Origin of the sequence: Treponema sp. UBA785 (assembly GCF_002297065.1) — a bacterium.
GTDB lineage: Bacteria > Spirochaetota > Spirochaetia > Treponematales > Treponemataceae > Treponema_D.
On sequence record NZ_DBJD01000075.1, the window covers coordinates 1 to 3548 of the forward strand.

General features: G+C 40.6%; 2 protein-coding genes. One reads left to right on the forward strand and one right to left on the reverse strand.

The window, feature by feature from the left end; genetic code table 11:
* Positions 1-75: 75 nt before the first annotated feature.
* Complete coding sequence (locus B2X33_RS06430) at positions 76-1134, forward strand: glycosyltransferase family 4 protein (RefSeq protein ID WP_296668468.1); 1059 nt, start codon at positions 76-78, stop codon at positions 1132-1134.
* Positions 1135-1226: 92 nt separating this feature from the next.
* Here B2X33_RS06430 and B2X33_RS06435 read toward each other — a convergent pair whose 3' ends face one another.
* A complete protein-coding gene (locus tag B2X33_RS06435) occupies positions 1227-3407 on the reverse strand; it encodes a sodium-translocating pyrophosphatase (RefSeq protein WP_296022555.1) in 2181 nt (726 codons plus the stop codon).
* Positions 3408-3548: the final 141 nt, after the last annotated feature.

Genomic DNA, 3548 nt, shown 5'->3' on the forward strand with positions numbered 1-3548 from the left:
TGGATGGATTCTTTCATAAATTCTCTGTAGAATTCAGTTTTAAAATACAACCGCACGCAGACAGATGGAGGAAAAATGATTTTAATTAATGGAAATTTTCTTTGCAGGAATTTGACTGGAATTGAACGGTTTGCCTGGGAAGTCTGCTCAAAGATGGATCAGATTCTGGACGAAAATGACGACATAAGGCTTTTAGTTCCAGCAAATGCAAAAAAAATTCCAGCCTTAAAAAAAATCAAAATAGAAAAGTCTTCAAAACAAATAAAGAGCTTTCCGGTTTGGGATATATGGACTTTTGCCCTTGCCTGCAAAAAATTCAAGGCAACCGCACTAAATTTTTCAAACACTGCCCCGCTCGGAAAATTATGCGGACTTTCATTTTTGCACGATATTTACGCAAAATCTTATCCGAAAGATTTTGTTTCGTTAAAAGACCGGCTCATAAAAGTTTACAGTCTTTTTTCGTACCACAATATTGCAAAAAATGCAAAAATTGTGCTTACAGTTTCGGAATTTGCCAAAACTGAAATTCAAAAAGCCTACAAAGTTCAGGACGGCAGGATAAAGGTTATTCCGAACGGCTGGGATCACTTTAAGAATTTACAGGCAGACGATAAGATTTTTGAAAAATTCTGGCAGTTAAAGTCTGGAGAATTTTATTTTACGCTAGGTTCTCTTTCAAAACGAAAAAATCTAAAATGGATTGCAGAATATGCAAAAAATCACGAAGACGAGACGTTCGCAGTAAGCGGAAAAGCAATTTCTGGGCTTGTTCCTCCTGAACTTGAAGCGCTAAAAAGTCTTAAAAACGTTGTTCTGCTTGGCTACGTAACCGATGGCGAAGTAAAAGCGCTTATGAAAAAATGCAAGGCGTTCGTTTTTCCGTCTTATTACGAAGGTTTTGGAATTCCGCCGTTAGAAGCGCTTTCGTGCGGAGCAAAAGTTGTTGTTTCAAACAGAGCAAGTCTTCCTGAAATCTACAAAGATTCTGCCTTTTATATTGATGCAGACAGCACAGACTGCAATCTGACAAAACTTTTAGAGAAAAAAGTGGCTTCTCCACAAGAAATTCTTGAAAAATATACTTACGAAAATGCCGCTAAAAAACTGCTCGAAGCAATAAAAAGCCTGTAAATCTTCATGCTTAACGAAATGTAAAAAACAGGGGTTATGCTAAATACAAACGAATAAAACATAACCCCTGTTCTTAAAAAATTTTATAAAATTTATCTAAAAATAAGATTCCAGACATTGTATTCTGCAAAAACAGAAACTGCAACAAGAGAAACCGTAGACATAATTTTAATAAAAATGTCCATACAAGGACCAACTGTGTCTTTAAGCGGATCGCCTACTGTATCGCCGACAACTGCGGCGTCGTGTACAGTGTCATAGCCTTCTCCGCCTTTTTTAATTCCTTCAAGGCCGCCCTGTTCAATAAATTTCTTGCCATTGTCCCAAGCGCCGCCGGCATTTCCTGTAAAAATCGCAATCATAATTGAAGCAATTGTTGAACCGATAAGAATACCGCCTACAAAATGCGCGCCAAAAAGGAGACCGGCAACAACAGGAATTACAACAGCCATCAAAGCCGGAGCTTTCATCTGGCCGATTGAACCTTCCGTAGAAATTTTAATACAACGGTTGTGATCAGGATCTTCTTTTCCTTCGAGAATCGCAGGATGTTCTTTGAACTGACGGCGAACTTCTTCTACCATTTTTCTGGCAGCAATGGCAACCGCATCAATAAGCATGCCAGAAAAGAAGAATGGCAGCGCGCCGCCAACAATTGCGCCTGCAAGAGTCATTGGCTCCATAATATTCAATGTAGGAAGACCGTTTGCACCGACAGATTCTCCTGGAAGAGAATACATATATGAAAGCATGAGGGCAAGAGCAGCAAGTCCGCCAGAACCGATTGCAAATCCCTTGCCAATTGCGGCAGTCGTATTGCCAACAGCATCGAGAGTATCTGTAATTTCGCGAACGCCTTCCGGAAGCGCAGACATTTCCGCAATACCGCCGGCATTGTCAGAAATAGGACCATAAGTATCTACAGAAACAGTAAGAGAAACAAACGAAAGCATTCCCATTGCAGACATAGCAACGCCATAAAGACCTGAAGTATAGTAGGCCAAAATAATACCTATTCCAAGAACGACACAAGGAGCCATGCAAGAACGCATGCCAAGCGCGAGACCAGAAGTAATAGTCAGGGCAGGACCTTCTTTAGAAGAAGATGCAAGAATTTTTGTAGGCTTATAATCTGAAGATGTATAAAATTCTGCAAGAGTGCCAATCAAAATTCCTGCAATAATACCAACAGTAGCGCCAATCCATGGAGAAAGCGCGCCGAATTTAAATCCGAGCTTTGCAAAATCAACGTTGCCTGTTCCAAAAAGTTTGTATGAAAGGACTGCGCCAGCAACCATTGTAAGAGCCGCGCCGACATAAGTAGCGCCATTGAGCTGGTTGTGAACTTTTTTTGATTTTGAAAGATTGCGTACAAGAAGCGAAGCAACACCGATGACACATGCAATAAGCCCGACAGCCGCAAATGTGAGCGGGAATGTATACAAAGCGGCAAGGGAATCTCCACTTACGCCTGTCTTGATGATAAGGTTGTATCCAAGCGCAATCGCGGCAACTATTGAAGCAACATAAGATTCAAGAAGATCCGAACCAAGACCAGCGACATCGCCAACGTTGTCGCCAACGTTATCGGCAATTGTGGCAGGGTTGCGAGGATCATCTTCTGGAATGTGCGCTTCTGTTTTTCCAACAAGGTCAGCGCCCATATCAGCGGCTTTTGTGTAAATTCCGCCGCCAACACGGTTAAACATAGCAACCATCGAGCATCCAAGAGCATAGCCTGTCAAAACGTTAGGAAATCTTACAAGGGCGATTTTTGTAAGCCAGGCAGGAACAGCTTCTGTTGAAGAAATCCAGCCGAATGCATAGCCAAAAACAATTACAACAATTGAAAGACCCAAAAGAGCAAAGCCTCCGACACAAAGTCCCATAACAGAACCGCCACGGAATGCGACTTTTAAGGTTTGCCCGATATTTTGAGTTTTATTCGCCTCGTTTGTAACGCGGACATTTGCATAAGTGGCAATCTTCATGCCGACCATACCCGCAAGAGCAGACATTACAGAACCGATAAGAAAGGCAGACGCAACATACCAATCAAGCGCCAAAAATACGATTACAGCAACAATTAAAACAACTATTGCCAGAATGCGATATTCGATGCTGATAAAAGTATTAGCACCGCCACGAATATAAGATGCAATTTTCTGCATCAATTCATTTCCTTCTTCAAGATTTTTTACCTTAAAGAAGTTGAAAACTGCATAAGCCAATGCAAAAAGCGCGGCAAAAAGCAGAAAGACGGAAAGTGTCATTTTTTACTCCATTTTTTTTGAATTCCTTAATAAATTAAGGTAAAAAAAATGATAACAAACAATTTAAAAATTGTATCAACAGTGTTTTTGAACAATTCTGTCATCGGTTTATTAAAATTTTATTTGCATAGCTCAATACAG

Bases quoted from the DNA above. Each gene is read 5' to 3' on its own strand.
- B2X33_RS06430 (WP_296668468.1), top strand. From the start codon at position 76: ATGATTTTAATTAATGGAAATTTTCTTTGCAGGAATTTGACTGGAATT.
- B2X33_RS06435 (WP_296022555.1), bottom strand. From the start codon at position 3,407: ATGACACTTTCCGTCTTTCTGCTTTTTGCCGCGCTTTTTGCATTGGCT.